The 24,181-nt window shown below is 65.6% G+C and carries 26 protein-coding genes; 15 read left to right on the forward strand and 11 right to left on the reverse strand.

Annotation, left to right across the window (positions count from 1 at the left end):
* Positions 1-188: 188 nt before the first annotated feature.
* Both HNS03_RS22260 and HNS03_RS22265 read right to left on the reverse strand, forming a co-directional pair.
* Entirely contained in the window at positions 189-473 is a 285-nt protein-coding gene (locus tag HNS03_RS22260) for a DUF2312 domain-containing protein (protein WP_367198255.1), read from the reverse strand.
* Positions 474-713: 240 nt separating this feature from the next.
* On the reverse strand, positions 714-1,031 hold the full coding sequence (locus HNS03_RS22265; RefSeq protein ID WP_367198256.1) for a DUF1244 domain-containing protein: 318 nt from the start codon (positions 1,029-1,031) through the stop codon (positions 714-716).
* Positions 1,032-1,201: 170 nt separating this feature from the next.
* Between HNS03_RS22265 and HNS03_RS22270 the strand changes: the two genes are divergently transcribed.
* The 3 genes from HNS03_RS22270 (at position 1,202) to pyk (ending at position 4,253) form a co-directional block, all read left to right on the forward strand.
* Positions 1,202-2,167: a DMT family transporter gene (locus HNS03_RS22270; RefSeq protein WP_367198257.1), complete on the forward strand. Its 966-nt coding sequence runs from the start codon at positions 1,202-1,204 to the stop codon at positions 2,165-2,167.
* A gap of 197 nt (positions 2,168-2,364) precedes the next feature.
* Entirely contained in the window at positions 2,365-2,820 is a 456-nt protein-coding gene (locus HNS03_RS22275; RefSeq protein WP_367198258.1) for a DUF1036 domain-containing protein, read from the forward strand.
* Positions 2,817-4,253: a pyruvate kinase gene (gene pyk / locus HNS03_RS22280; RefSeq protein WP_367198259.1), complete on the forward strand. Its 1,437-nt coding sequence runs from the start codon at positions 2,817-2,819 to the stop codon at positions 4,251-4,253. The genes HNS03_RS22275 and pyk overlap by 4 nt, the downstream gene beginning before the upstream one ends.
* A gap of 187 nt (positions 4,254-4,440) precedes the next feature.
* Here pyk and HNS03_RS22285 read toward each other — a convergent pair whose 3' ends face one another.
* From HNS03_RS22285 to HNS03_RS22295, 3 genes are all read right to left on the reverse strand, one after another.
* Positions 4,441-5,130, reverse strand: a complete 690-nt coding sequence (locus HNS03_RS22285) for an extensin family protein (protein WP_367198260.1) — start codon at positions 5,128-5,130, stop codon at positions 4,441-4,443.
* 67 nt (positions 5,131-5,197) lie between these two features.
* Positions 5,198-6,298 (reverse strand): nickel/cobalt transporter, encoded by a 1,101-nt coding sequence (locus HNS03_RS22290; RefSeq protein ID WP_367198261.1) that lies wholly within the window; start codon positions 6,296-6,298, stop codon positions 5,198-5,200.
* Complete coding sequence (locus tag HNS03_RS22295; protein ID WP_367198262.1) at positions 6,283-6,948, reverse strand: DUF1007 family protein; 666 nt, start codon at positions 6,946-6,948, stop codon at positions 6,283-6,285. Before HNS03_RS22295 ends, HNS03_RS22290 begins: the two co-directional genes overlap by 16 nt.
* A 228-nt stretch (positions 6,949-7,176) precedes the next feature.
* Between HNS03_RS22295 and HNS03_RS22300 the strand changes: the two genes are divergently transcribed.
* Positions 7,177-8,253: a Glu/Leu/Phe/Val dehydrogenase gene (locus HNS03_RS22300; RefSeq protein WP_367198263.1), complete on the forward strand. Its 1,077-nt coding sequence runs from the start codon at positions 7,177-7,179 to the stop codon at positions 8,251-8,253.
* A gap of 45 nt (positions 8,254-8,298) precedes the next feature.
* Here HNS03_RS22300 and HNS03_RS22305 read toward each other — a convergent pair whose 3' ends face one another.
* From HNS03_RS22305 to HNS03_RS22315, 3 genes are all read right to left on the reverse strand, one after another.
* Positions 8,299-9,210 (reverse strand): LysR family transcriptional regulator, encoded by a 912-nt coding sequence (locus HNS03_RS22305; protein WP_367198264.1) that lies wholly within the window; start codon positions 9,208-9,210, stop codon positions 8,299-8,301.
* A 91-nt stretch (positions 9,211-9,301) separates the two neighbouring features.
* A complete protein-coding gene (locus HNS03_RS22310) occupies positions 9,302-10,579 on the reverse strand; it encodes an MFS transporter (RefSeq protein WP_367198265.1) in 1,278 nt (425 codons plus the stop codon).
* Between the two features lie 117 nt (positions 10,580-10,696).
* Positions 10,697-11,881 carry a lytic murein transglycosylase gene (locus tag HNS03_RS22315; protein WP_367198266.1) on the reverse strand — a complete coding sequence of 395 codons (1,185 nt, stop codon included), beginning with the start codon at positions 11,879-11,881 and terminating at the stop codon, positions 10,697-10,699.
* A gap of 202 nt (positions 11,882-12,083) precedes the next feature.
* Between HNS03_RS22315 and HNS03_RS22320 the strand changes: the two genes are divergently transcribed.
* The 9 genes from HNS03_RS22320 (at position 12,084) to HNS03_RS22360 (ending at position 19,848) form a co-directional block, all read left to right on the forward strand.
* Positions 12,084-12,431 carry a DUF6665 family protein gene (locus HNS03_RS22320; protein ID WP_367198267.1) on the forward strand — a complete coding sequence of 116 codons (348 nt, stop codon included), beginning with the start codon at positions 12,084-12,086 and terminating at the stop codon, positions 12,429-12,431.
* Positions 12,432-12,623: 192 nt separating this feature from the next.
* On the forward strand, positions 12,624-13,427 hold the full coding sequence (locus tag HNS03_RS22325) for a (Fe-S)-binding protein (protein WP_367198268.1): 804 nt from the start codon (positions 12,624-12,626) through the stop codon (positions 13,425-13,427).
* Positions 13,428-13,430: 3 nt separating this feature from the next.
* The gene (locus HNS03_RS22330) at positions 13,431-14,849 is read left to right on the forward strand and encodes a LutB/LldF family L-lactate oxidation iron-sulfur protein (RefSeq protein WP_367198269.1); all 1,419 of its coding nucleotides are present in this window, start codon (positions 13,431-13,433) and stop codon (positions 14,847-14,849) included.
* Entirely contained in the window at positions 14,846-15,514 is a 669-nt protein-coding gene (locus HNS03_RS22335) for a lactate utilization protein C (RefSeq protein WP_367198270.1), read from the forward strand. The genes HNS03_RS22330 and HNS03_RS22335 overlap by 4 nt, the downstream gene beginning before the upstream one ends.
* A 403-nt stretch (positions 15,515-15,917) precedes the next feature.
* Entirely contained in the window at positions 15,918-16,739 is an 822-nt protein-coding gene (locus tag HNS03_RS22340; protein WP_367198271.1) for a DUF1194 domain-containing protein, read from the forward strand.
* Between the two features lie 112 nt (positions 16,740-16,851).
* Entirely contained in the window at positions 16,852-17,511 is a 660-nt protein-coding gene (locus tag HNS03_RS22345; RefSeq protein WP_367198272.1) for a L,D-transpeptidase, read from the forward strand.
* Between the two features lie 152 nt (positions 17,512-17,663).
* Positions 17,664-18,323, forward strand: a complete 660-nt coding sequence (locus HNS03_RS22350; RefSeq protein WP_367198273.1) for a hypothetical protein — start codon at positions 17,664-17,666, stop codon at positions 18,321-18,323.
* A 185-nt stretch (positions 18,324-18,508) separates the two neighbouring features.
* Positions 18,509-19,144, forward strand: a complete 636-nt coding sequence (locus tag HNS03_RS22355) for a cytochrome b/b6 domain-containing protein (RefSeq protein ID WP_367198274.1) — start codon at positions 18,509-18,511, stop codon at positions 19,142-19,144.
* Between the two features lie 143 nt (positions 19,145-19,287).
* Complete coding sequence (locus HNS03_RS22360) at positions 19,288-19,848, forward strand: helix-turn-helix transcriptional regulator (protein ID WP_367198275.1); 561 nt, start codon at positions 19,288-19,290, stop codon at positions 19,846-19,848.
* A gap of 2 nt (positions 19,849-19,850) precedes the next feature.
* On the opposite strand, the gene HNS03_RS22365 is transcribed toward HNS03_RS22360, so the two are convergent.
* On the reverse strand, positions 19,851-20,717 hold the full coding sequence (locus HNS03_RS22365) for a LysR substrate-binding domain-containing protein (RefSeq protein WP_367198276.1): 867 nt from the start codon (positions 20,715-20,717) through the stop codon (positions 19,851-19,853).
* Positions 20,718-21,070: 353 nt separating this feature from the next.
* On the reverse strand, positions 21,071-21,949 hold the full coding sequence (locus HNS03_RS22370; protein ID WP_367198303.1) for a LysR substrate-binding domain-containing protein: 879 nt from the start codon (positions 21,947-21,949) through the stop codon (positions 21,071-21,073).
* 330 nt (positions 21,950-22,279) lie between these two features.
* On the opposite strand from HNS03_RS22370, the gene HNS03_RS22375 reads away from it, so the two are divergent.
* The gene (locus tag HNS03_RS22375; RefSeq protein ID WP_367198277.1) at positions 22,280-22,618 is read left to right on the forward strand and encodes a DUF1127 domain-containing protein; all 339 of its coding nucleotides are present in this window, start codon (positions 22,280-22,282) and stop codon (positions 22,616-22,618) included.
* Between the two features lie 172 nt (positions 22,619-22,790).
* Here HNS03_RS22375 and HNS03_RS22380 read toward each other — a convergent pair whose 3' ends face one another.
* A complete protein-coding gene (locus HNS03_RS22380; RefSeq protein WP_367198278.1) occupies positions 22,791-23,435 on the reverse strand; it encodes a hypothetical protein in 645 nt (214 codons plus the stop codon).
* A gap of 282 nt (positions 23,436-23,717) precedes the next feature.
* Between HNS03_RS22380 and HNS03_RS22385 the strand changes: the two genes are divergently transcribed.
* Positions 23,718-23,927 (forward strand): cold-shock protein, encoded by a 210-nt coding sequence (locus HNS03_RS22385; protein ID WP_367198279.1) that lies wholly within the window; start codon positions 23,718-23,720, stop codon positions 23,925-23,927.
* Positions 23,928-24,181 lie beyond the last annotated feature (254 nt).

Here is a 24,181-nt window from a genome sequence, read left to right on the forward strand (position 1 = left end):
CAGCAGGCAGCTTGAATCAGATCCAACCCCTCAAGGGAATCCCATTTCCGATTCAAAAACCAAATGACACGCTCTAGGAGTTCATGATCTAAGGCACGCCTCGCCCAATAGAACACGACCCGCGGCGCGAAATGCCCCCGGGGGACTTGAGAACCGCGATCGAGAAAAAGCGGAAGGTGGTCGTCGGCTCAGGCGGCCGACGACTCCTCGACATCCTCACGGGTCGGCAACGTCATGCCGAGGGCGTGCATATAGAGATCCAGCAGGGCTTCCTGCTCTTCCCTCTCCGCCTTGTCCTGCTTCCGAAGCCGGACCACCTGACGCAGGATCTTGGTGTCGTAGCCGTTGGCTTTGGCCTCGGCATAGACATCCTTCACGTCATCGGCGATCGCCTGCTTCTCTTCCTCGAGCTTCTCGATCCGCTCGACAAAGGCCCGAAGCTGGTCAGCGGCAACTCCACCCGGCTGGCTCATTGTGCGGCTCCTTTTCCTCGAAACATCGCTTCAAACACGAAACAAGGCGGGCTCCCTGCCCCACGGTTGCGGCAGGGTCAAGGCGGGACGATCGCCTCGCAGGCCGATCGCCGCACCTTCCCAATCCGCTATGGATATCGGCGAAGGATTTACGGGATCTGACCAAACCGCAGCACGGCTTCCAGAAACCGCCCTTGAATGAGGCACACGTCCGGAGCGCCCGGACGCGCTCCCGCCGGATCAGCCGTGCTTGTGCGCGGCATCGAAGGCGGCAGCCTGGGCCTCGTTCGCCGGGGTCTGATAGCGCGCCTTCCAGGTCTCGTAGGGCATGCCATAGACCCGCTCGCGCGCACTCGCCCGGTCTACGTCCAAACCGCGCTCCACCGCCGCGTCCTGATACCAGTTCGACAGGCAGTTTCGGCAGAAGCCGGCGAGATTCATCAAATCGATATTCTGCACATCCGTTCGTTCGCGCAAGTGATCGACAAGGCGGCGAAACACCGCCGCTTCCAGCTCCGTGCGGGTCTGCTCGTCCAGGTGTTCGATGCTCTCGGTCATGGCGTGGGCTCCTTCCTTTCGGGCTGCGATCGCGTCCTTCAGCTTACTTGGGAAAATAAGACGTCTCTCCGGCCTTGGGGAGACCACCAAACGCTCCCGTGCTGTCGCTTGCGTCGTTCCGGCAAGGCTCGTAACCACAACCCCATGACCGGATACGACGAAAGCGGACGATGAGCGCGCCGACCCCAACCTTAGGAGAGAACGCGAGCGCGGCTCCCCGCGTGGCGCTCGCCGTCGTCTGCCTCGTCGCGGGCGCCGTCGTGATGGGCATCTCGCCGGTTTTCGTCCGCTCCGCCGATGTCGGCCCGTTCACCAGCGCCTTCTGGCGCGTCGCGCTCGCCTTGCCGGCGTTATGGCTCTGGGCCCGCCTCGACCAGCGCAAGCGCGGGCGGATCCGAACCTCGGCGCCGTGGTCCTGGGCGGTCGTCCTATCCGGCCTGTTCTTCGCCGGCGACCTGCTGTTCTGGCACCTGGCCATCGTCCACACCACGGTCGCGAACGCAACTTTTCTGGCCACCATGGCCCCGGTCTGGGTGGTTCTGGCTTCCGGGATCGTGATTCGCGAGCCGGTCGGCCGAGAGACGATCGCCGGGCTCGCGCTCTGTCTGGCGGGCGCGACGCTTCTCATCGGAATGAGCTACTCTGTTGCACCGGAGCGGCTCGACGGCGATCTCTACGGCCTCGTCACGTCGATATTCTTCGGCGCCTACTTTCTCGCCGTCCGCGTCGCCCGGCGGGTGGCCTCTCCGGGACTTCTGATGTTCCGTGGCGGGCTCATCACCGCCGGCGTGCTGTTCGCAGTCGCCGTGACCTTGGAGAACCAGCTCTTTGCCGCTTCGCTCGGCGGCCTGCTTGCCCTTTTGACGCTCGCCCTCGTCACCCATGTGGGCGGCCAAGGGCTCCTCTCGTTCGCCCTTGGCCACCTGACGGCCGCCTTCTCCTCCCTCGTCATTTTCCTGGAGGCGGTGACGGCGGCGATCGCCGGCTGGCTGCTTCTGGGCGAGGCCCTTTCCCCATATCAGGCGATTGGCGGGGCTGCTATTTTGGCGGGAATTTTCGTCGCAAGACCGCGTCGGAGCGAGCCTGCGGCAAGTCTCGTCAAAAAATGGCCGCACTCAAACGGAAGGGAATGTTAACCATTTCGGGGGCACAACGCACAGTGATCGCAGCATCGGATCGCGCCGTCCGGCGGCATCGCCGAATCCACCCATGGACATTGGGGGACGGTACGCCGGTCGCGTTGACAATCGAGTTCGGAGCCCTCATGAAGTCCAAGCAGGCCGGCCACGGCCGAAGCGATGCGACCAGAGGTTCGGGTTTCAGCGAACGCAGCATGCAGCGCCCTGCACGACATCTTCTCTCCGCGGTTCTGTTTGGTTGCGCGCTGATCGCAGCGCCGCTTGCCTTGTCTGCGCCCGCCGCAGCCGATCTCAGGCTGTGCAACAAGACCGACGCCCAAGTGGGTGTCGCCGTCGGCTACAAGAATGCCGACGACTGGGTAAGCGAAGGCTGGTGGAACCTGCCGGCCCAGAGCTGCGAAGTGTTGCTGAAGGGCTCGCTGACCTCGCGCTACTATTATCTCTACGCGCTGGACTATGCCGAGGGCGGCGAGTGGAGCGGCGAGGCCTATATGTGCACCCGCGAGAAGGAGTTCACGATCAAGGGGATCGAGGACTGTCTCGCGCGCGGCTTTGAACGGACCGGCTTCGTCGAAATCGACACCGGCGAACAGTCGTCCTGGACTGTTCATCTGACGGAACGCTCTCGCTCGGGGATTGGTGGACGATGAAACGGTCGCGTCGGACGAAGATACTCGCGACGCTAGGACCCTCCTCCTCCGACCAATCCACCATCGAAGCGCTGTTCAGAGCCGGCGCCGATGTCTTCCGCATCAATATGAGCCACACCGACCACGCCGCCATGCGGTCGCTGGTCAGTGAGATCCGCAACGTCGAGCAGAGGGTCGGCCGGCCGATCGGCATCCTGGCCGACCTGCAGGGGCCGAAACTGCGCCTCGGCGTCTTCTCCGACGGCAAGGTGAAGCTGGAGGAAGGCGCGACCTTCCACCTGGATTCCGATCCCACGCCCGGAGACGCCAGCCGGGTCCAGCTTCCGCATCCGGAAATCCTCGAAGCGCTCGAGCCCGGCCACCGGCTTCTGATCGACGACGGCAAGGTGAAGCTAACCGTCCGCGAGGTCACCACCAACGGCGTCTTCGCGGTGGTCGACGTGGCGGGGCCGGTTTCCGATCGCAAGGGCGTCAGCGTTCCCGACACCATGCTCGCCATGAGCGCGATGACGGAGAAGGACCGCCGCGACCTCGACGCCGTGCTGGAGGCGAAGGTCGACTGGGTGGCGCTGTCCTTCATCCAGCGCCCGGACGATCTCGCCGAGGTGCGCAAGATCGCCCGCGGCCGCGTCGGCGTGATGGCGAAGATCGAAAAGCCTCAGGCGATCGATCGGCTCGACGACATCATCGAGCTCTCCGACGCGCTGATGGTCGCCCGCGGCGATCTCGGCGTGGAGCTGCCGGTGGAAAAGGTGCCGGGGCTGCAGAAGCGGATCACCCGTTCCGCCCGGCGGGCCGGCAAGCCGGTGGTGATCGCGACCCAGATGCTGGAAAGCATGATCACCACCCCGACCCCGACCCGCGCCGAGGTCTCCGACGTGGCGACCGCCGTGTTCGAAGGGGCGGATGCGGTCATGCTGTCGGCGGAGTCGGCGGCCGGCCAGCATCCGGTCGAAGCCGTGACGACCATGGACCGCATCGCCTATGAGGTGGAGCGGGACGACAACTACACCACCATCATCTCCGCCCAGCGCTCCGCGCCCGAGGCCACCGGCGCCGACGCGATTGCCGCAGCCGCACGCCAGATCGCGGAGACGCTGAATCTGTCGGCGATCGTCTGCTACACCTCCTCCGGCGCCACCGCGCTGCGGGTGGCGCGCGAGCGGCCGTCCGCGCCGCTGGTCGTGGTCAGCCCGGTGCGGGCCACTGCGCGCCGGCTGGCACTGACCTGGGGACTACACTGCGTGGTAAGCCCCGATGCCCGCGACGTCGACGACATGGTCGATCGCGCCTGCGCGGTCGCCTATGCCGAGCAGTTCGCCCGGCCCGGCCAGCGGCTTATCACCATCGCCGGCATTCCGTTCGGCACCCCGGGCGCGACCAACCTTCTGCGCATCGCCTATGTGAGCGACGACGGCCGCGGCGGCTCCTGACCGCTGCCGCGCGGCGGCTTTTGGTTTCGACGCGTTCGCGGACGGAAAACCCGTTCCCACTTTTCCTGGAAACGCTCCGGGCCGTCCTCGCAGAGCCGCGGGCAAAGCGAGCTGGCGTGAGCGAAGCGTTCTCTCCTCCGCAAATCCCGGACGGAAAACCGGTTCCCACTTTTCCTGGGATTTGCACCTACTCACAGTAGTGATAGCTGCCGTCCTTGTTGTGGCGGGCGAGATCCAGGTGGAAATGATCCTGATGGTGTCGGTCGCCGTCCGGCCCGATCACCGTGGTGAATTCCTTGCAAGCGTCGCCATGGACCGTACGCAGGAAAATCGCGTCGGAGCCGCTGCTGCGCCAGCCGTCCTTCACGGTGACGGTGCGGCCGTCGGCCAGCGTGAAGGACGAAATATCGATGGCGTTGGCGAAGGAATGCTCCGAGAGGCGCGCGCCGGACTTGTTGTTGCGGGTCCGGCAGCCATAGGAGGCGGCGACCGTCATCTCCAACACCGGCGTGCCGAACAAAGCTTGCGCCATCGGCTGCACCGTCTCGTTGAGCCAGCGGTCGAAGGCGGGAATCATCGGACAGTTGAGCGTCGCGGCCGGGCTGAGACCGACGGTACCGCCCGAGGCCGCAGAGACCTTGAAGGGGCGGTCGGCGCCGCAGGCTCCGTTGCGCGAGCGCTGCTGGGGCTCGACATAGGCCGAGGGCGTGACGCGCCCGGCCTTGAGACAGTTGCGCTCCGCGATCGAACGCCAGGGCGCCCGGCTCTCCTTGAACTGCGGCCCGCGCGAGCAGCCGACGACGACCGCCGCCAAGATCACGGCCATGCCGGCCAGCGACAGCACGTTCTTCGCGGATCGGATCGGAAACGGTCTCATGGCGCCAGCAGAGCCGACGACGGCAAAGATCCGCTTAAGGGATTTGGTTAATCGATGCCGGAGGTGATTAGAGCGAGGCCAGCGACGCGCCCAGGAGGAGCAGGCCGAGCGCGAACACCAGCATGGCGCCAGCGGCCTCGAACCCGGCGTGGACGCGTTCGGCGAGCGCCGACCCGGTGCCCGACAGGCGCACCGCCAATCCTTTCGCCCCGACGGCCAGCAGCGCCAGCGTGGAGACCGTGACCGCCGTGCCAATCCCCATGACGTAGGCCGAAACGATGCCGGCAGCCGGGAGACCCTGGGCCAGCGCGAACACCAGCACGATCACCGCGCCGGTGCAGGGCCTGAGCCCGATCGACAGGATCGCGGCCGCGATCTCGCGCCGGGAGCCGGCCTTTTCCAAAAGCTCCGGCCCGATCATGTGGACATGGCCGCAGCCGCACGCCGCAGCCGCTTCCGCCGTGTGATGATGGTGAGCGTGATCGTGATGGTGGGCATGGCCGTGACGATCCGAGGCAAGGCTGGTTGCCGCCGACAGGGAGGCTGCCTCCACCATGTGCGGCGCCGCCTGCCGCCGGCGCAGAAGCGGACGGAGGATCTTGCGCCAGATCAGCGTCGCACCGAGCAGCGTGACGAGCGCATAGGCGCCGACCTCGATGGTTTCGATCGAGCGCGACATGGCGAGGCTCGACAGGTTCAGGATCGAGGCCGCGACAAGCACAAGCACCACCGCCGTCGTCGCCTGGACGGCGGAGGCGGCGAAGGACAGGCCGATGGCGCGGCGCGCCGTGGCCTCGTTGGCCATCACATAGGACGACACCACCGCCTTGCCGTGGCCCGGCCCAACCGCGTGAAACACCCCATAGGCGAACGACAGCGCAATCAGCAGCCAGGGCGCGGTGCCGTTCGCCTTCATTTCGGAAATGGCGGTCGTCAGCGTGCGGTAGAAACTCGACTGCCAGGCCGTCACCCAGGCGAAAACCGGTGCGAGCGGCCCGCTGGTCACGGGCGCCATCGGCTCCGGCGCACCGACCCCGAACGGGCCTCCGGCCGCCAGCGCCGGACCGGCAATCGCGAGGGTCGCAGCGGCGACAGCCAGGGTGGCGAGAAGAGCCGGACGGCCAACCGGTTTCCACTTGGCCTGGAAACGCTCTAGCCGTCGGCACATGTCAAGATTGCCTCGTTGGCCAGCACGCCGGTCATCGCCCGATATTCCTGCGGGATTTCGCGTTGGTCGGACGGGATAAGAGCAAGCTGGGTCGCCGTCATCGGATCGAGCTCGCCCCCGACGTCGACCTTGAGTTTGCAGGCCGGCGGCGCATCGACCAGCCCGAACGGCCCGGTCTTCACCATCTCGAAGGCGACGAAATATTCCGGGTCGTAGACGTCCAGCACCACCGGCGTGGCGCCGACCTCAAGCGGTTCGGCAAGCGGCAGGGCGAAATAGAGCGTCAGCCGACCGCCGGAATAGTCCAGCCAGTAGTCCTGAGCCTTCTGGAACGAAAAATCGGTGTCGCCCTGATAGAGAAAGGTGAAATTGTCGTACTCCGACAGCGAATCCACGTTCACCTGGGCCAGCTCGGAAAGCTCTGCCTGGGTCAGGATGCCGTTCTGGTCGGTGTCCAGCCCCTGTACCGCGAAGGCGGAAAACGGGCCGTCGAACCGCCAGGCATGCTGGATGGCCGACAGCCTGCCGGAGTCGTCAAACACCAGCTCGGTTTTGGCCTCGACGAACACGTGCGGATGGGCGGCCGCGTCGGTCACGGTGACGGCCATGGCGGCGCAGACGCCGACGATCCCGATCCCCACCGATTTCATTCGTCTCCCCTTGCGACACCTGATTCTATCCCCCCTTGTAGCGAACACCGTGGCGGCACGATGACGCCGGCACGCAAGCGTGAGGGAACAAATCTTCCGGTTTATGGTTCAATATAACGATATTTTACCAATCTGGCTCCCCAAAGCCGATAATTTAATCAAGATATCCTCGTCAGGCGCGCAAAACTTTCCTGTGACGCACATTGGATGCGGACTGGAGGTCACACAATGACGACGACCGACTGCCAACAGGCGGCGGTGTTCGACCATCCCGCCTTCGACGATCACGAGCAGGTCGTCTTCTGCAGCGATGCGGAAAACGGCCTGACGGCGATCATTGCGATCCATGACACCAGCCTTGGCCCGGCTCTCGGCGGCTGCCGCATGTGGTCGTACCCCTCAAGCAGCGACGCGGTGACCGATGCGCTGCGTCTATCGCGCGGGATGACCTACAAGAACGCGCTGGCGGGGCTCGATCTGGGCGGCGGCAAGGCCGTCATCCTGGGTGATCCGCGCCGCGACAAGACCCCGGCGCTGATGACCGCGTTCGGCCGCAAGGTCGCGGCACTCGGCGGCCGCTACATCACCGCCGAGGATGTGGGCATTTCCACCGACGACATCGAGATCGTCGCCGGAGAGACGGAGCACGCCCGCGGCACGCTCGCGACAGGGCTCGGCGATCCTTCGCCCTACACCTCGCTCGGCGTATTTTACGGCATCAAGGCCGCCCTCGCCCACCGCACCGGCTCGGACCGGCTTCACGGCCGCCGTATCGTGATCCAAGGTCTCGGCCATGTCGGATTCGGCCTGGCGGAACTCCTGGCGGACCACGGCGCCGAATTGGTGGTTGCCGACATCGATGCGGAAAGGGTCGACGCCGCAGTGGCGCGCTTTGGCGCGGAGACGGTAGCACCCAACCGCGCTCACACCATCGAAGCCGATGTATTCGCGCCCTGTGCCCTGGGCGCCGGCCTGAACGAGACAACCATCCCCGAACTCGCGGCCCCGATCGTGGCCGGCGCGGCCAATAATCAGCTTGCGACGGAAGAAGACGGCGAACGGCTGCTCGACCGCGGGATCCTGTATGCGCCGGACTATGCCATCAATGCCGGTGGCGTGATCTCGATTGCGCTTGCCAAGCCCGGCGAAGGCGACGAGGCGGTCCGGCGCAAGGTGATCGCGATCGGCGAGACGCTGGGTCAGATCTTCGCCCGCGCCGACAGCGAACGCCGCCCGACGGGTGCTGTCGCCGATGCCATCGCCCGGGAACGGCTGACCCGCGACGGAAAGCGGAAGGCGGCGTAGGAGCAAGTCTCGGGAGAAGTGGGGACCGGATCTCCCAATGGCGCCCTACTTCCCGATCTCCGCCAGCCGTTCCGGATCGGCGAACCAAGCCGCCATATGATCGACGAACGCACGCACCTTGCCAGAAAGATGGCGGCGATGGGGATAGACCGCATAGACCGCGCCGCCATTGCAGACGAATGGGTCGAGCACGCTGACGAGTTCCCCGTCGATCAGCTCCTGACGCGCGATCGCATACGGCAACATCGCAAAGCCGATGCCCCTTAGCGCCGCGACCTTTGCCGCCGCCGGGCTGTTGGCCTCCACCCGTCCCTTAACCGAAACGGGATAGCGCGCGCCGTCGACGACGAACCCCCAGTTCGACCGCCAACGCGCGTTGGTGTCGATGATGCAGGGAAGGGCGGACAGCTCGTCGGGATGCTTCGGCGTTCCGCTCTCCTTGATCCGCCTCGGGCTCGCCACCACCGACAAGCGCATCGGCGACAGCTTCTTCGCGATCAGGCTGGAATCGGCGAGTTCCGTAATGCGGATCGCAACGTCGAACCCCTCCTCCACCAGATCCACGAACCGGTCGTCGAGATGAAGATCGAGCGAGACGTCCGGGGCGGCCGCCACGAACGCCATCATCGCTTCCATGAGCGGGCCTTCGCCCAGCGTGCGCGGCGCCGCGACCCGCAACACGCCCTTGAGCTCGACGTGGGCATCCTGAACCGAGGCCTCCAATTCGCCGATGCGCTGGAGGATTTCGGCCGCTTCGCGGTAGTAGGCTTGGCCGGCCTCGGTCGGCGCCAGCGTCCGCGTGGTTCGGTTGAGCAGGCGCACCCCGAGCCGGTCTTCAAGTTCGGCCACATATTTCGACAGGATCGCTTTCGACCGGCCCTGCTTGCGAGCGGCTGCCGAAAAGCCGCCGGCATCGATGACGGCCACGAACGCGGCCATGCGCGACAACGTATCCAAGGTGCACGCCCTCCATCGGCCGATCCGGCCAGCGTTCGCTAACCCGAAACGACGTTGCGGAGGATCGTCCGATTGTCAATCGGACGCGCGATCAGGCTTCGGAGTCGTGCCCATCCTCGGCCGGAGGATAGATCCGGGCAAACAGCGCGCCCACGGCACCAAGCGCGGCGAACACGGCCAGAAGATAGGCCGGCGGCATCGTGCTGCCCGTCCTCTGGATCAGATAGGTCGCGGCAAGCGGCGTCAGGCCTCCGACGATCGCGAAGCCGAGATTGTAGACCATGGCGACGCCGGAATAGCGCACATTGGTGGGAAAGATCGCCGTCAGCACCGCCGGCCCGATGCCCCAGGCGAACGCGGCGATCACCGAGATCACCAGCATGGCCGGCAGGAGGTGGGCTTGACCGACATGGATCCAGGCATAGACCGGGATCGCGGCGATCGCGAGCAGGACGGCAAACAACGTCGCCGGCGCCTTCAGCCCGATCTTGTCGCCGAGCAGCCCGGCGAGCGGCATCGGCAGCGAGAAGATCACCACGCCGATCAACCCGGCGCCCGACACCACGTTGGAATCGTAGTGCAGGAAGTCGTTCAGATAGCTGTCCATGTAGAGATAGAGCAGCGACACCGTCGCCGCACCGAGGCTCGTCACCAGAAAGCCGTAGACCACCGCCGGTCGGTGGCTCTTCAAAAGCGCGGCCACGGGAACCTTGTGGGCCTTGGATTCCATATCCGCGAAGGCCGGGCTTTCGGAAAGCTGCGCGCGCAGGAAGAAGCCGACGACCGCGATCAGTCCGCCGACCAGAAAACCGATCCGCCAGCCGAACGAGGTGACCTCGGCGGAATCAAGCGATTCGAGAATCAGCCACTGCACGGCCTGAGCAAGCAGCAGGCCGACATTGATCATCAGGAAGAGCGTGCCGCAGGCGAAGCCTCGGCGCTTGGGCAACGTCTCGGTGATGAGCGTCAGCGCGCCGGGTATTTCGCCGCCCAGACAGAGGCCCTGGATCATCCGCAGCACGACGAAAACGATCGAGGCGGTCACGCCCAGATGGGCATAGCCGGGCAACAGCGCCATCAGGACGGTGGCACCGGCCATGCCGGCAATGGAGAGCCGCAACATCGCCTTGCGGCCGTGACGATCGCCGAAATGGGAAAACAGAACGCCGCCGATCGGCCGCACGAGGTAGCCCGCCGCGAACACGGCAAAGGCGGCGAGCAGCCGCGCGCTCGGATCGCTCGCCGGGAAGAACACCCGGCCAAGCGTTTCGGCGAAGACGGCGTAGATGACGAAATCGTAGAATTCCAGGCCACCACCGAGACTGGAGAGTGCCAGCGCCCGGTTTCGCTCGTGCTTGGCAAGTGTCATCGCGTCCCCCGCGTCTCGCGCCCCCTCAAGCTATGCCGCTATCGGAGGGGCGGGGAAACCCCATTTTTTCGGAAAAGTCCGCAAATGCCGGCATCCGAAACGCAGGAGGATTGTCGCTCAGCGTCCGCCCAGCGCCTGATAGATCTTGCGGCCGGCGCGCCCCGTCTGCTCCATCCCGTAGTGGGCTTCGGCACGGGCGATCGCCGCTTGGGTCTGGGGCCCGACCTTGCCGTCGGCCTTGCCGGCGTCGAAGCCCTTGCGGTTCAGAAGTTGCTGGAGCCGAAGCCGCTCCTTGCGCGAAAGCCCCGGGTCGTCGGTCGGCCAATCGGTTCGGAAAGCCGGATAGCCGGCGATCCGATCGGCCAGATGGGAGATCGCAAGCGCATAGGATTCGGCGAAATTGTAGGAATAGATCGCATCGAAATTCCGGAACACCAGGAAGCCCGGCCCCTGCGGGCCCGCAGGCAGCAACAGTCCGGCCGAACCGCCGCCGGAGACTGGCGAACCGTCGGCGCGCACCACCCCGCGGCCGCCCCAGGTCGAGAGCGAGGCGCGAGCCTTGCGCCCGGAGGGACCGGAGTAGCTGTCCGCCACCTTCACCTCGATCATCCAGGCTTCGCCCGGCTTCCAGCCGGCGCTGCGCAGGAAATTCGCCGTCGAGGCGAGCGCGTCCGGCACCGAACGCACCAGATCGCGCCGCCCGTCGCGGTCGAAGTCAACGGCGAGCCGCTTGTAGGTGGAGGGAATGAACTGGGTCTGGCCGAACGCGCCCGCCCAGGAGCCGTAAAGCTCGTCGAGTTCCAGATCGCCCGATTGCACCAGCGACAGCGCGCTGATCAGCTCGCCCTGCCAGAAATCGGCGCGCCGACCGCCTTCGCAGACGAGATTGGCAAGCGCATGGGGCAGGAAATCGTCGCCCATCTCCTGGCCATAGTCCGTTTCCACGCCCCAGACGGCGACCACCACATGCCGATCGACGCCATAGGTCTTTTCGATCTGGCTGAGTACCCGACCATATTTGCGCAGCATGCGCTTGCCGTCGCGCACCCGCTCGTCATCGACCAGGAAGGCCATGTAGTCCCAGATCGGGGTCTTGAATTCCGGCTGGGACTTGGAAAAACGGATCACCTTCTCGTCCGGCTTGGCGCCGTCCAAGGCCCTGGACGCGATCGACTGGCTGATCCCGGCACGCACTGCCGCCTGCTTGATCCCGGCGACACAGGAGGAAAAGCTTGCTTCGGCGGGCACGATTGCCGCCGCCAACGCCGCCCACCCAAACGCGAAAGCCAAACCGATCCGCATCATTGTCCTCCCCAAACCGTAGGTCGCCAGCGTTTGGCATCCGGTTCAAGGCGAGGATAGGGCCGCAACGCGGGAATTCCATGGTCTATTCGCAGCGCTTTTGCGCCTGCGGCCGGCGCGCCTCTTCCCGTCGGCAGGGTTGAACCCGGCCGCTATCCCGGACACCTATAGGCTTGGCCCGCATCCCCCGAGAGGTGCCCGAATGTCCGTCCGGCCTCCCAGAGCCCTCGCCCCCAAACAGCAAAGAACGCCGATCGAAGAGGCGATCGACCACGAGGTGCGTGGCGAAATGGCCACCACTCACGGTCGTCTCATGCAGGAGCTTGCCCGCCGGCTCGACGCGCTCGCAGCCTTTGACGACGCCGAAACCCCTGCCGATCCCGCCCGGCGCGACGCCCTGGTCGCAGCCGCCGGCGAAGCGCTCTGGCACATCGTGGTTCAGCGCGAACTGATGGGGTTGAGGCGCACCAAGGCCTTTCTCGACGAGTACCGGATCCCCTCCGAGGTGCGGTTGCGGATGGGTGTGCGTCCGAAAGCGAAAGGCGACTGACGCATCCGGCCTTCCGGGTGGGCCAAGCGTCTCGGAATGGCCAAAAAGATTGACCTTACGAGAGCGTCCCACCTACTTTCTTCGAACTTGTCTGGTGTAAAGATCCCTCCTTCCCGTGCTGGACACAGCAAACGAGGGGTGTTGGTCTGACCGCACCTGAGCGTTCAGCATGGTTTTGGGCGGACCCGCGAAATGACCGAGCCGGAAGACGACGACGCCCCGACGGTTGCCCTGTTCGTGACCTGCCTGGTCGACCTGTTCCGCCCCGTGGTCGGCTTTGCCACCATCCGCCTGCTGGAACGGGCCGGCTGCCGGGTGGTCGTTCCCGAGGTCCAGACCTGCTGCGGACAGCCGGCCTACAATTCCGGCGACCGGGCGGATACGGCGGCCATCGCCCAGCAGGTGATCGCGGCGTTCGAGGACTACGACTATGTGGTGGTGCCGTCGGGCTCCTGCGGCGGCATGATTTCGCGCCATTACCCCGAGCTCTTCGCCCATGATCCGGACTGGCACGGCCGTGCGGAGGCGCTTGCCGCCAAGACCCACGAACTCGTGTCCTTCCTGGTCGACGTGCGCGGCATGACCGGGGTCGAGGCCCGCTTTGCCGGCCGCGTGACCTATCACGATTCCTGTTCCGGCCTGCGCGAGCTTTCGATTAAGGCCCAGCCGCGGACATTGCTGGCCTCGGTGGACGGGCTGGAGCTGACCGAGTTGGAAGACGCCGAGGTCTGCTGCGGCTTCGGTGGCACCTTCTGTGTGAAATATCCCGACATCTCCAACGCGATGGTAACCCGCAAGGCGGAAGCCGTCGGCCGCTCCGGAGCCGACACCTTGCTTGCCGGCGACCTTGGATGCTTGATGAACATGGCCGGCAAGCTCTCCCGCAGCGGCAGCCCGGTCGCGGTTCGCCACGTGGCGGAAGTGCTGGCGGGCATGGCCGACGAGCCAGCGATCGCCGCCGCGTCAGATGCCGCCAAGCCCGCCCGCAAAGGCTGAGCCATGGACGTCACCTCTTCCGCCTTCAAGGACAACGCCGCCCGCGCCCTGGGCGACGCCCAGCTTCAGCGCGCGTTGGGCAACGTAGAGCACGGCTTCGTGGTCAAGCGGCGCAAGGCCGCCGACGCATTGCCGGAATTCGACCAGCTCCGCGACGAAGCGCGCGAGATCAAGGCTCACACGCTCGCCCATCTCGACCTCTACATCGAAGCCTTTACGGACAAGGTCGAGGCCCTCGGCGGCCAGGTCCATTTCGCCGAAACCGCCTACGACGCCCGCCGCGCCGTGGTCGACATTTGCCGTCTGCACGACGCCAAGACCGTGACCAAGGCGAAGTCGATGGTGAGCGAGGAGATTGAACTCAACCGCTATCTTCAGAAGAAGGGCATCCGGCCGGTCGAAACCGATCTCGGCGAATATATCCTGCAGATCCGCAACGAGGCGCCGAGCCACATCATCGCGCCGGCCATCCATTTGAACCGGGACCAGGTCGAGGCCGATTTCCGGCGCGTGCACAAGCATTTGCCCGCCGACCGCGACTTGACCGAGCCGGCCACCCTGCTCGGCGAGGCGCGCGCCATCCTGCGCGAAAAGTTCCTGTCGGCGGATGTCGGCATCACCGGCGCGAACTTCCTGGTCGCCGAAACCGGATCGGCGATCGTGGTCACCAACGAAGGCAACGCGGATCTGTCCCAGACGCTGCCGCGCGTCCACATCGTCGTGACCTCGATCGAGAAGTTGGTGCCGACCCTCGACGACGCGTCGACGCTGTTGCGCGTGCTGGCGCGATCGGCCACCGGCCAGGACATGTCGGTCTACACCACGCTCTCGTCGGGGCCTCGTCGGGAGGGCGATCCCGACGGGCCGGACGAGTTCCACGTGGTGCTCGTCGACAACGGCCGCTCCAGCATGCTCGGCACCGACTTCCAGGACATGCTGCGCTGCATCCGCTGCGGCGCCTGCATGAACCATTGCCCGGTCTACCATGCCGTGGGCGGCCACGCGTATGGCTGGGTCTATCCGGGACCGATGGGGGCGGTGCTGACCCCATCCCTGGTCGGGGTCGACCAGGCGGGCCATCTGCCCAACGCCTCCACCTTCTGCGGGCGCTGCGAGAGCGTGTGCCCAGTGCGAATCCCGCTTCCCAAACTGATGCGCCATTGGCGCGAGGACGAGTTCGCCCGCCATCTTCAGCCGCGCGCGGCCCGCACCGGTCTCGGCGTTTGGGCGTTCTTCGCCCGCCGGCCGCGCGCCTATCGGCTGATGACGGGCGTTGCCGCCCGCAGCCTTTCGCTGCTGGCCGGCGCGCGCGGTCGGCTGTCGCGTCTGCCACTTGCCGGCGGCTGGACCCGCCACCGCGATCTGCCGGCGCCGGCGCCACATACCTTCATGGCGCAATGGAAAACGCGGGACGGCCAATGAAGGCGAAAGACCAAGTCCTCGGCCGCATCCGCAGCGGTCTCTGCGTCGATCCCGCCCGCGACGAGGCCCGTCGACGGGCCGTGGCGGAACGGCTTGCCGCACATCCCCGCAACACGGTACCCGCGCGCGGCGCGCTGGCGCAGGAAGAGCGTGTCGCACTCTTTCGCCGGATGGCCGAGAGCGTGTCCGCCACCACAGACCGAGTCGCCAATACCGGCGAGATCGCGTCCGCAATCGCGACCTATCTCGGCGGACGCAACGACCTGTCGCCGATCCGGCGCGGGACCGATCCCCGGTTCGACGCCGTCGACTGGAGTGCTGTCCCCGGCGACGTGCGGACCGGCCCGGCGGAAGACGGCGATCAGGTCGGCATCGCCTATGCCCTTGCCGGCATCGCGGAAACCGGGACCTCGATGCTGGTCTCCGGGCCGCACGCGCCCACCACCATCGCCTTCCTGCCCGAAGTCTCCATCATCCTGGTCGACGCTGCCACGATCGCCGGCGATCTGGAGAGCGCGTTCGACCTCGTGCGCGAACGCGGCGACGGCACGCTGCCGCGTACCGTCAATCTCATCACCGGCCCCTCGCGTTCCGCCGACATCGAGCAGACCTTGCTGCTCGGCGCCCATGGGCCCCGGGCCCTCCATCTGATCGTCGTCGGATAAGCCCGGCCGCGTCGCCGCGCAGTGTCCTGGGCTACCCGCGACCGCCGTCTTTCCACAGACAACGGCCAGGCCGCGCTGGCGCTCCCGCTGGTCGCGACGCCTTTGGGGCGCCCAAAATGCGAGCACGGCCAATCCGTTATCGATCCCGCCTCAGAAACCGGCAAAGCGCACCAGGTGCACACATTGTTGTGAACGCACGGCGTGCGCTTTTCGCTACGCAACACGCCCGAATCGTGCTCTCCTGACCGTCATTGCTTTGTCACATAGCGCATTGCGTGCGCTCGCGTGCTTCCAGGCGAAGCTGAAATCGGTTTGCCGTCCGGAAACACGAAAACAACAGCTCAGAGCCGCTCTGCGAGTCCGCGACAGACAGAGCGGTTTTCAGTCGGGCGGAGGCTGGCAGATGGGTCGAAAAAGCTGGCGGACGAATGGCGCAGGTCTGGCGTTCGCCGCGACGATTGCGGTGGCGAGCGCGAGCCTGCCGGCACAGGCCGCGGAAGAGGTCGACGTAGAGCTGGTGCTCGCGGTCGACATTTCGCGATCCATGGCGCTCGGCGAGCAGATCGTTCAGCGCAACGGCTACGTCGAGGCCCTGGGTTCTAAAGAGGTGGTTGCGGCCATCGAGTCGGGCCTCCTGGGCCGGATCGCGGTGACCTACATCGAATGGGGCGAGGCCGGCAGCGAGCGGGTGGTGCTCGACTGGCACATCATCGAAGACGAAGCTTCGGCCAAGGCATTCGCCGACAAGCTCGCGGCTGAGCCTTTGCACGAAGTCTCCCGCACCTCGATCTCCGAAGCGCTCGTGTTCGCGGTCGAACGCATCGACTCCAACGCCTACGAGGGGCTGCGTCGGGTCATCGACGTCTCGGGCGACGGCCCCAACGACCATGGCCGGCCGGTGGTCCAGGCCCGTGCGCTCGCCACCGGCCGGGGGATCACCATCAACGGGCTTCCGATCGTGCTGGCCGACGGATCGCGGCGCTGGTCCGTGGTGGATGATCTGCAGGACTACTATTCCCAATGCGTGATCGGCGGCACCGGCGCGTTCGAGATCGCCATCCGGGACCGCGACGATTTCGCCGCCGCCATCCGGCGCAAGCTGGTGCTGGAAATCGTCGGGGTCGAGCCGGAACAAGCCCCGCTGGTGATGCCGGCCGCCGCGCCGCTTGCGTCCGACGGTCGGGACCTTTGCACCGTCGGCGAACGCGTGACCGCACGGCGGTGACAGCCGTGCGCTCGACGCGCAGACCGATCAGCAATGAGTGACCGAAGCGAACCTTTTCGCCGGATTCACATTTCTACTCACACGGATTTTGTGTTGGGTAGGAGAACGATGAATGATTACGCGGCGTGCCTTTGCGTTCGGCAGCCTGGCTTTCGGGTTCATGGCGTCGGGTTGCATGTCCTCAGGCCCGACCCAGCCGCTCGGCTATCAGCCGGTACCGGCGCTGGCGCCCACGACGCCGGAACCCTTCGATGTCGGGCCGGTGGACATCAATCAGATTCCCATCGCCTACCGCCGCCAGCTCGTGGAGGCGCCGTCCGGCTATCGTGCCGGCACCATCGTCGTCGATACCAACAACCGCTTCCTCTATCTGATCCGGGACGACGGCTCCGCCATCCGCTACGGCATCGGCGTGGGGCGGGAGGGCATGGCCTGGGCCGGCACGGCAACCATCAAGCGCAAGGCCGAATGGCCGACCTGGACGCCACCGCAAGAGATGATCGAGCGCCAGCCGGAGACGGCGAAATATGCCGACGGCATGCCCGGCGGCCCCCGCAACCCGCTCGGCGCCCGCGCGCTCTATCTCTATGAAGGCGGCCGCGACACGCTCTACCGAATCCATGGGACCAGCGAAGAGCGTTCGATCGGGCGGGCGGTGTCTTCCGGCTGCATCCGGCTTCTCAACGTCGATGTAATCGACCTCTATCAGCGCGTTCCGCTCGGGACCGAGGTCGTGGTCCTGGAACACACCGGTGCCGATGTCGCCGCCTGAGCGGGATGAAGAAGAGTGGCCCCCGGTTTTCCGACCGCATCTCGCTCAAAATCGGGAGACAAACGCCAAATCGGGTGGCGAGGCGGGCTCAAGGTGTTTAACGCGCTGTTAACGCCGTTTTGCGCATTCTGTGCGCCATGAGACACGCCGCCATGCCCCTCCAAAACCGCGTCACACCGTTCGGCGAAATCGTTGCGATCGCCGCACGCGGCCTGCTGATGGGCAACCGCGGCGGCCGCTTGCACGATCCTGGCACCAAGCTCCTCTCCGGGCGCCGGTGGCAGTCGATGGCGTGGATTGCCTGCGATCTGCACTACAAGGACCGGCGCCGGGTGATCATGGGCCACGGCTACACCGAGCTGTTCTTTCTGGACGAGGTCACCGCCCTCACCGCCGGCCATCGCCCATGCTACACTTGCCGGCGCGCGCGGGCACTGGCCTTCGCGGAGGCCTGGGCGGAGGCGCACGGCTTACCGCGCCGGCCGCGTGCTGGAGAGATCGACCGCTGCCTGCATCGCGAACGCACGCCGCTCGGCATGCGTCCGCATTTCCTGGAGCCGCTGCCCGACCTTCCCGACGGCAGCATGATCGCCTTGCCCAGCGCGGAAACCGATCCTGACGACCCGGAAGCGATCTGGCAGGCCTGGGCGATCAAGGGCGACCGGCTTCTGCGCTGGGACGGCGACGGCTACAGCGAGGCGCGCGCCCGCCCTGCGTCGGGGCTTGCCTACGCCCTCACGCCTCCCTCGACCATTGCGGCCCTGGCCTCAGGCTATCGTCCCCTCTGGCACCCATCCGCCGAGGCCGCGTAGGGTTCCGTTGCCTGCCTCGTTTCACCTTCGAAACGGAGCGCAAAGCCGCAGATCATCGCATAAGCACATGCTTACGGCGCGGGACATAAGCTTCCTGCCTATCGGCTTTTCCGTCCGTTGCGCGCAACATCTTCTCGTTCGCGTCCGCCGGCCGCGAATGATGAGACCGCAGGCAGGAGACGACAATGGCGGCCGAAACCATTTCCCGTGCACAGCAAGGCGAAACCGAACGGATTTGGGACCCGATCGTTCGCATCACCCATTGGGTAATCGCACTTGCCATCGTTCTGAACGGCCTGATCGACGAGGGCGGCTCTCTCGTCCACATCTGGATCGGCTACGCGGCGCTCGCCATGCTCGTGCTCCGGCTTCTTTGGGGCTTCGTCGGCCCGCAGGAAGCCCGCTTCACCACCTTTCTGCCCTCGATGTCCGGCGCACGCACCCATCTAGGCGACCTGAAGGCCGGGCGCCATCGCCGCTATCGCTCCCACAACCCGCTCGGCTCCTTGATGGTGTATGCGCTTTGGGCGACCTTGGCCGTCATCATCGTCACCGGTTTAATGCAGGAAGGAACACTGTTTCCGCCAACCACCACGGAGGTGAGCGAGAGCCATTCCGTCGCCAGCCAGGCGAGCGAAAGCAGAAGCGTGGAGACCGGCGACCATCGCGACGAGGGCGGAATCGCCAAGGAGATCCACGAAGTAGCCGCCAACCTGATCCTGATCCTGGCCGCACTTCATCTCGGCGGCGTCGTGGTGGAATCCCGCCTGTCGCGCACCAATCTCGCCCGGCAGATGATCACCGGCCGCCGCCCCGTTTAACGCAAGGTCGCGGAACGGCGGGAACCGGTTTTCCGTCCCATCCGGTTCCGCATGGCCTGGAACCGTTCTAACTTGTTAAGTTCGATCATGGTTTTGAATTTGGATCGATTCGATCCCAACCCGATCATGATCGAGGGAGACAGGTGACGGGACAATCGCCACCCGTAGCGGGCAAGCGCCAAGGCGGCCGCGTCACGGCGCTTGCCGCCGTCGTCGTTCTTCAGGCGCTGTGCGCGGTCTTCTTCGTGGCCGACGTGGTCGGCGACATCGACCGCAGCGGCATGGACATTCACACGGTGTTCGAGGCGGCCGTGTCCGTTGCGCTTGCGCTCGGCGTGATCTTCGGCGGCCTGGAGATGCGACGCACGCTGGAAAAGACCCGCCGCGCCGAAGCGGCCCTGTCGGTCGCCTCCGGTGCCTTTTCCGAGCTCGTTGCGGCCTATTTCGAGCGCTGGGGCCTGACGCCCGCCGAAAGCGAAGTCGCGCTGTTGGCCATCAAGGGCTTCGATACCGGCGAGATCGCCGAGATCCGGGGCGCCGCGGGCGGCACCGTGCGTGCCCAGCTCGCGCGGATCTACGCCAAGGCCGACGTCGCCAACCGCACCCAACTCCTGAGCATCTTCATCGAAGACCTACTGGCCGGCCCGGTCGGCGGCGACAGCGCCCCCGCACCGGGCCAACGGCGGTCAGATCCGCCAAACTGATCTCACGCCGCGATCGGCTCGAGCGCCTCGAAGCTCGCGACGACATGGTCGTAGAAGGCGTCCACCACAGGGTTCGCGTCGGCACCGCGCAACAGCCCGATATCGAACGACGACAGCGCCGGTAGGCCTTCCGCCGAGCCCAGCAAGCGGAAACCGCGCCCCGCCATCCGCAGCGGCATGGCGGTAATCGCGAGCCCCTGCCGCACCACCATGGAAAGCGCCACCGCATTGGTTCCGGAATAGGCGATCCGGTAGGGAATTCCGGCCCCTTCCAACGATTCCAGCGTGATCTTGCGCCAGGTGCAGCCGGGTTGCCACACCGCCAGCGGCAACGGCGACGCCTTCTCCGACTCGCATCCCTCCGCCGCGACCCACTGCAGCTGCTCGCGATGCACGATGCGCGCGCGCGGATCCGGCCGCATCATGGTAATCAGCGCAATATCGAGTTCGCCCTCGTCGAGGGAGCGGATCAGAAACTCGCTGGAACGGCAGTCCAGAGAGACCTCGACGGTGGGATGGGTGCGCGCGAAACGGCCGAAGATCTCCGGCAGATAGGTCTCGGCATAGTCGTCCGGCGTGCCGATCCGGATCCGACCCGAAATCGCCGGACGATGGAAACGGCCGACCGCCTCGTCGTTGAGCCGCACGATCCGGATCGCATAGTCCAACAGCTCGCGGCCCGGCGTCGTGAGCTCGTTCTTGCGGCCGCGCTTCTCAAACAGCTCGACGCCGACAATCTCTTCCAACCGGCGCATCTGCACGCTGACGGTCGACTGGGTCTTGTTCAGGCGCTGGCCGGCTTCGGCATAGCTGGGGGCCTCCGCGACCACCATGAACGTCCTGAGGATGTCCGGATCCAGGCTACGCATGCGCCTCACCTCCATCGATCGATAATCATCATGCTTTAGACTACAAATATTCGTTTGTGCGATCAATACCCATTGTCACATGATCAATCACGATGAATGTTGGAATATGCATGGAGATTTCCGATGCGACTGATGATCGATATGACAGTGGAAGAGAGCGCCGATCGGATCTGGGCCCTTCGCACGGCCAGCGCGCGGATTTGGACGGCCTTGACCCGGCTTTGGCCTCGGCCGCGCCCCACGGCTGCGCACGAGCTGGGGCGCTTGCCGGATTATCTGATCGACGACCTCGGACTGACCTGGAGCGAACTTGCCGCCATGCGCGGCCAACCGCGCCGCCCGGCCTGGGTTGCCTATCCCATTGCCACTTCGGGCACGGCCAAGTTGTCGAGCGAGGAGACGATATGCTCCACCAGCGCGTCGACCAGCGGCGAATGCTCGTACCAGGACTTCGCCAGCGCGATCTCGCACATTGGCAGGCGCGGAAAGCCCTCCGCCTCGGAAAGGACGCGCATTCCCGGACGGATCGCCGACTCCGGCAACACGGAGACGGCCAGACCGGCGAGGACGGCGGCCCCGACGGCGGTTGAGTTCCAGCTTGCAAAGAGCACTTTGTGACGCCGCCCGACAGCTTCCAAGGCGGAGATGGCCGCCCCGCGCCAATCGCAGGTGGGACGGCCCAGGGCCAAGGGCAGCGTCGCTTCGTCGTGCACGCAGTGGCGCGCGGACGTCACCCACAAGAGCGGCTCGCGCCGCACCACCTCGCCCAACAGCGGCCTGCGGTCCGGCACGTGCGTGACGATCGCCACGTCGAGCTCGTGCAGGCGGATGGCGTCGGCCAATAGCGGCGTCGGCGCGCACACCACCGTCACTTCCGCCCGCGGGTAGGAGCGCGAAAACCGCGCCAGAATCTCCGGCAGGAACCGATCGGCATAGTCGTCCGGCGTTCCCAGCCGAACCCCGCCGACCAGCTCGGTATCGTCGAAGGCCGACAGCGTCTCGTCGTTCAGCTTCAGAAGACGCCGCGCATAACTGAGAAGCCGCTCGCCTTCATCGGTCAGCCGCGACTGGCGGCCGTTACGAACGAAGATCGGCTTGCCGATCCGCTCCTCCAGCCGGCGCATCTGCATGGACACCGCCGACTGCGTCTTGTGCACGGCTTCGGCGGCCCGCGTGAAACTCCCGGTTTCCGCGATCGCCACGAAGGTCCGCATCTGGTCAAGGTCGAGCACGGAGGCCACGGCCCGCTCCATCATCATTATTGATCAATTCCATGAAGTATATTCGCTAGACTGATGAATAGGAAGAGCGCATCCAAGAGCGGCGTCTCCGATTGCGACCCAACGGGGACGATTCGTAAACGGCCGAAGCATTGCCGCCCCCGTCGATGCGAGGAGTGCGTCTCCTCCTTCGCGAGCTCCGACGACGGAGCGCTGTCGGGTGACGGCTAGCGGTTGTCAGGACGCGCAAACGCCCTGCCGACCCAGCAACGGGAAGAGGTGAAGTGTGATGCGCTCGGCGACCGGAGCAACCGGTGCCGACGGATCAGAAGGAAGAAGATGATGTCGATCCATTCGGAGTTTCGGTCCCCGCTCTCGCTCAGAGGGCTCCTTGCGCGCACCGGTGCCGCCGCTGCCGCGTTCTACAAGGCCTATCGCGGTCGGCGCGCCCTGTGCACGCTGATCGAGGCCGACGAGCGCATGCTGCACGATATCGGTGTCACCCGTGACGACGTGCGCTGGGCGCTCGATACGCGGCTGCCGCAGGACCCGTCCGCCTATCTCAGGCTGCGCGCGGTCACGCGCCGGGCAGAGGAGCGGGCACGCGCCCGCAAGGCCGTAGCCGATGGCGCCGCCGCCTCCGAGGATGGACAATCCGCCAAAACCGACGCCTGCTGCTGACAGGCTCGGGGCCATTTCCAGGCGAACCGGTTTCCTCTTCGCCTGGAAATCCGGCGCGAGCGCGCCGGTTCTTGTGGGCCGCAGCCGCGCGCAAAGCGGACCGGTAGGAGCGATAAGAGTCTTAGGCGCATTTCCGAACGGCGAACCGGTTCCCACTTCGCCTGGAAATGCTTTACTTCCTCTCGCTCGACGTCCCCGTCGGAAACGGCATGAACTGATCGAACAGCGATTGGTAGGTGGCGAAATCCGGGAAAGACGCGAAGGATGCCGGTGCAAGCGTTGCGCCGGCGTCCACCGACGGCGGTTTTCCGCCCATGAAGCCTTCCGTGAAGGCCGACATGGCATCGAGCCACGGATTGTAGGTAACCGGCGTGCGACGGCCGGAGCGTCCCCGCGCATAGCCCCGCAAGAACGCCACCATCAGATCGCCGGCGGTACCCATCTGGTTCTTGCGATCGAGCGAAGTCGCAAGATCAGCCGCAACGGCGGGAAACAGGGTGTGCACCACTTCCGCGCCGAGCCCGCTCGACCGCGCCGCCTGATCCATCACCGCCCGGGCCAGATCGTCCCGGCCGAAAAAGACCCGGGTCAATCTTTCGCGATCATCCTCGAAACGGCCGGCCGGTAGAGCGTTCTTGATCGCGGATTTCAACCGTTCCGGGTCGGCGGAGGCCCGCTGATAGGCGATCGCGAAAGCCGGCAGCAACGCCATGATCGCGCGGCTGGTCTCGGCCGTGGAAAGGTCGAGTTTATCGGCCATTTCGGCAATCGCCGAACCCGCCTTGGCAAAAGCTGCGAAATCAAGATTGGGAACCATCGGCGCATCCGACGCGAAACTGACTTGAGTGAACCATCCCGCAGTCGCGCCCTCCCGTCAAATCTAGACCGCGTCGAAAGAGGTTGCGACAAGTCGAATTGGCCATTGAGAGCCATTGACCGTTCGGGTCGAACGGATCATATATGCGGCGTTCGTGATTTCATGCTGCCTTGCTGTGTTGGCTCAAGAACGGCCTCTCCCAAGACTAAGCTGAACTCGAATAATGCCCGGCACGATGGGCGTGCTAGGCTGCGCGTTCGCGCGCTCGAAATGGAGGCCAACATGGCTATCGGTACCGTCAAATTCTTCAACCACACCCGTGGCTTCGGCTTTATCACCCCGAGCGAGGGCGGCCCGGACGTGTTCGTCCACGCCACCGCCGTGGAGCGGGCCGGCATGGCTCCGCTGCAGGAAGGCCAGCAGATCAGCTACGAGGTCGCTCAGGACCGTCGTTCGGGCAAGAACGCGGCGACCAACCTCGCCGACGCCTGATCACAGTCCAACGACTGTCGAAATGAGAAAGCCCGGCTTCGGCCGGGCTTTTTTGTTTCTGCCTGCGTGGTGACCGCTTCGAGACGCCACTCACCGTTCCCGAGACGACGGCGAAGCCGACGCAGGATCATGCGCCGGCGCTTGGTTTCGATGCAAATCCAGACGGAAAACCGGTTTCCACTTTTCCTGGATTTGCGGAACCAGCGGACGACGGTCCGCCGCCCGGTCAGGGCGCGCCCGCGCAGCGGCGAGCG

The sequence above is a fragment of the Amorphus sp. 3PC139-8 genome (assembly GCF_040750475.1).
Lineage (GTDB): Bacteria > Pseudomonadota > Alphaproteobacteria > Rhizobiales > Amorphaceae > Amorphus.